This is a genomic window from Streptomyces sp. CB02959 (genome assembly GCF_002803155.1).
Taxonomy (GTDB): Bacteria; Actinomycetota; Actinomycetes; order Streptomycetales; family Streptomycetaceae; genus Streptomyces.
In genome coordinates, this window is the sequence record NZ_NNBP01000077.1 from 1 (window position 1) to 3,602 (window position 3,602).

Annotated in this window: 3 protein-coding genes and 1 pseudogene; 3 read left to right on the plus strand and 1 reads right to left on the minus strand. The window is 64.5% G+C overall.

Annotated features, from left to right (window positions below; translation table 11 throughout):
* The first annotated feature begins 143 nt into the window (after nucleotides 1–143).
* Nucleotides 144–584 carry a helix-turn-helix domain-containing protein gene (locus tag CG747_RS49045; protein ID WP_198602818.1) on the plus strand — a complete coding sequence of 147 codons (441 nt, stop codon included), beginning with the start codon at nucleotides 144–146 and terminating at the stop codon, nucleotides 582–584.
* Complete coding sequence (locus CG747_RS47745; protein WP_219621654.1) at nucleotides 473–1,264, plus strand: IS630 family transposase; 792 nt, start codon at nucleotides 473–475, stop codon at nucleotides 1,262–1,264. The genes CG747_RS49045 and CG747_RS47745 overlap by 112 nt, the downstream gene beginning before the upstream one ends.
* Nucleotides 1,265–1,941: 677 nt before the next feature.
* Here CG747_RS47745 and CG747_RS46795 read toward each other — a convergent pair.
* A complete protein-coding gene (locus tag CG747_RS46795; RefSeq protein WP_257981242.1) occupies nucleotides 1,942–2,256 on the minus strand; it encodes a hypothetical protein in 315 nt (104 codons plus the stop codon).
* Between the two features lie 221 nt (nucleotides 2,257–2,477).
* On the opposite strand from CG747_RS46795, the pseudogene CG747_RS46800 reads away from it, so the two are divergent.
* Nucleotides 2,478–3,587 (plus strand): annotated as a pseudogene (locus CG747_RS46800) (tetratricopeptide repeat protein); the annotation flags it as partial.
* Between the last annotated feature and the right edge of the window lie 15 nt (nucleotides 3,588–3,602).

The window sequence follows — 3,602 nt, forward strand, 5'->3', positions numbered from 1 at the left end:
ATCTCCGGCGCAGGACACTAGTAGATTGTCGCTGCTAAGTATGGTTCTGGTTGGTGGAGTTGACGGTCGGGCAGTCTCCCCTCGTCGCTTCACTTCGGCCGGCCGGGGGTGCCATGTCGTCACAGAAGAAGTATCCGGTTGCCTTGAGTGCTGAGGATCGTCAGGCGTTGGTGCGGGTGACCACGACGGGAGTCCGTAGCGCGTCGATGATCAGGCGGGCGCGGGTGTTGCTCGCGCTGGATACGTCGGTCGGAGAGGTCGATCCGCGGGCGGTGATCGCGGACCGGGTCGGGGTCTCGTGCGAGTCGGTCCGGCTGGTCTCGAAGCGGTACGCGGAGACCGGCGGCGATGTGTGGGCCACGGTCGGCCGGAAGGAACGCGCCTGCCCCCCGGTGCCCTCCCCGGTGACCGGTGAGGTCGAGGCGAGGCTGATCGCGCTGGCCTGCTCGACGCCGCCCAAGGGCCACGCCCGGTGGTCGCTGCGCCTGCTGGAGAGGCACGTGGCGCTGATCGAGGACATCCCGAACCTGGACCACTCCACGATCGGCCGGGTTTTAAAAAAACGGAACTGCGTCCTCACCTGAAGAAGTGCTGGACCATCCCGCCCGCCGCGAATGCGGCCTTCGCCGCGGCGATGGAAGACGTCCTGGCGGTCCACCGCCGCCCCTGCGACCCGGAGCGTCCCGTGGTGTGCATGGACGAGAAGCCGTACCAGCTGCTCGGCCACGTCCGCGATCCGCTTCCCCCGCGGCCCGGCCGTGACCGCCGCGAGGACAACGAGTACGTCCGCTCGGGGACCTGCTCGATCTTCTGCTGGGTTGAACCGCTGCGCGGATGGCGACGCGTGGATGCCCAGCCCCGCCGGACCAGGGTCGACTGGGCGCGCCAGGTCGAACACCTGCTGACCGTGGACTATCCCGACGCCGCCACGGTCGTGCTGGTGATGGACAACCTCAACACCCACACCATCGCCTCGCTCTATGAGGCGTTCGACCCGGGGAAAGCCTTCACGCTGGCACAGCGCCTGGAGATCCACCACACCCCCAGACACGGCTCCTGGCTCAACATCGCCGAGATCGAGCTCTCCGCGCTCACCCGCCAGTGCCTGGACCGCCGCATCGACGACCTCGCCGTGCTCAACGCCGAACTCGCCGCCTGGCAGCAGGAGACCAACAGCGACCGACGCCAAGTCGACTGGCACTTCACCACCGACGACGCCCGCGTGAAACTGCGCCACCTCTACCCAACCACACAGCAAAACTAAGCCGCGACAATCTACTAGTCTAGGACGGCGTCCAAGTACTCAGTCGCCGTCAGCTCGTAGTAGATGTGGCCCGTGGCGTCCACGTGCCACAGACACCATTCTCGGGCTTCATCAGCGGTGGGGGTATCGACGCAGAATTCTGAGCAGATCTGACACGTCCCCACGTACCTGACGGTCGCGCCCAACTTGGGACGGTCCTGGAGCATCCAGTCCAGAAACGTACCTCGCGCCCTCATGACGTGCTCTCCGGACGCTCTGGGGCCTCACTGCCCGCATCCTGCACGGCGTCAATGCATGCGGTCAGACGACACAGCATCTCTTCCACCTCTTCGTCGGTCAGCTCGTCCACCCACGCCGTACGAGCCCTGAGCCCATCCCTCGCTGCATCGAGCTGTCTGTACAACTCCCGATACCTGACGTGCCGGTTCCATGCCTCTTCGACCCGCCCACACCACCGCGCCCAGGCGCCCGCACTCATGCGTGCCATCAGCGGATCGCCTTCCGCCTGTGGGCGTGGTTCCTCAACTCCAGCGTGCACATGGCGGCTTTCCCGTAGTGCCCGTGCTTCCGGTGTGCCGCCCGTTGCTTCACCAGTTCCATGCACACGTCGCACCCTTCGACCGGCTGCGGCTCCGGAAACGGGTCCGCCAGGTGCACCGGCCCGCTCAGACCCTGCATCAGCACCCCACCTCCACGCCGTGAATCCAACGCGGCCCCGCGTCGACGCCGTGCACCGCCAGCCACAACGCCCGGCGCCGCCCACGCTGCAACCGCCACGCCTGGCGCTCCTCGGGAGTGAAGATGTACGGACGGATGAACGCCACGTCCTCACCCCGCAGCAACCGCGGCTCAGCGGGGACGCGGGGGATGGTGAGGGTCGGGGCGTCCGGACGCTCGGGGGCGGGCGGTGCGTCGGCCGAACGATGCCGGCCTCGCGCTGGCAGTAACGCACGCATCAGCAGTTCGAAGATCCAGGCGCTATGTTTGCGCATGTCGTCAACCTCCAGAGGGTTGGTGGCCATGCCCCGGGGCCGTGCGGACGGTCGCCGGGGTGTCCCGCACCTACCGCCCCACGTTTGACGTGGGGCGACGCTTTGACGGGTGATCTGTGCTCGCTCTAGGCAACTCGCCCGCCATGCACAGCGGTACCGTGGCAACAGGAGTGGTTTTAAAGAGCTTTAAGTGCCGGGCCAGTCCAAGGAGTTGAGTGCACGTGGGTACGCCCGAACCGAACAGATGTCTTGAGCGCCTGCACCGCGAGACTGGCTGGACGCTCCGTCAGTTCGCACAGGAAGTCAACCGCATTGGCACCGAACGACGAACGCCCGTGAAGTACCGCGAGCCATCCGTTCACCAATGGCTCAAGGGCCACATGCCAAGGGAGGGCACCCGATCACTGATCTTGGAAGCCTTGGCCCGCAAGCTCGGTCGCCCGGTCACGCGTAGTGAGGCGGGGTTCCCTTCACCCTCCAATCAATCGCACGTCAGCGTGAATGCCGTGGAAGGGCTTGTTGACCTCGGAAGGGAAGACATGGACCCCTCGCGCCGCAGCGTCATTGAGGCTGGGCTGTTCTCTGTCGCCCTCACCGTGCCCGGTTGGCCTGACGTGGTCGGCCGAATGGAAGCCGTCCAGACAGGCCGGGCGCGGCGCATAGGGATGCCGGAAGTTGAAATGGTCATCGCTATGACTGAGCGTGTCTCAGACCTTGACGATCAATTCGGTGGCCGTCATGCAAGACCAATGGCGGCGGCTTTCCTCGTAAACACGGTCGCCCCATACCTCAAGGCGGACGCTGCAGATTCAGTGCGTAAAGCTATGATGTCAGCCGCTTCTGATCTCTGTTACCTCACGGGATATATGGCGGTAGACGAAGTATTGCACGGCTTGGCTCAACGGTACTATTTGAAAGCGTTGGAACTTGCTGGAGCATCCGGGGACCACCTGACTTACTGCACGACGCTGCGAGGTATGAGCGTTCAAGCTGCAGACCTTGGGCACGGGCAACAGGCGATTCGACTGGCTGAAGCTGCCGCGTCAGCATCCCCGAATGCCGGCCCGAGGAAACGCGCCTTCCTTGCTGGCCAACAAGCCCATGCATCGGCGCAAATCGGTGACCGCAATGGCGCCTTGACGTACCTTCGGGAAGCGGAAGCGGCCATGGAAAAGGCCGAGTCCCGAGCGAAGACCTTTGGGTCGTATAACCCATCCTCACTCACATATCACGCGGGTCAGGTCTTGTATGAATTGGGGGACATTCGCGGTTCCATCGCAGCGCTGGAAGAGTCCGATAAACTGCGCCATCACTCATTCCGTCGGACTAGCCTCGATCGTTCATGA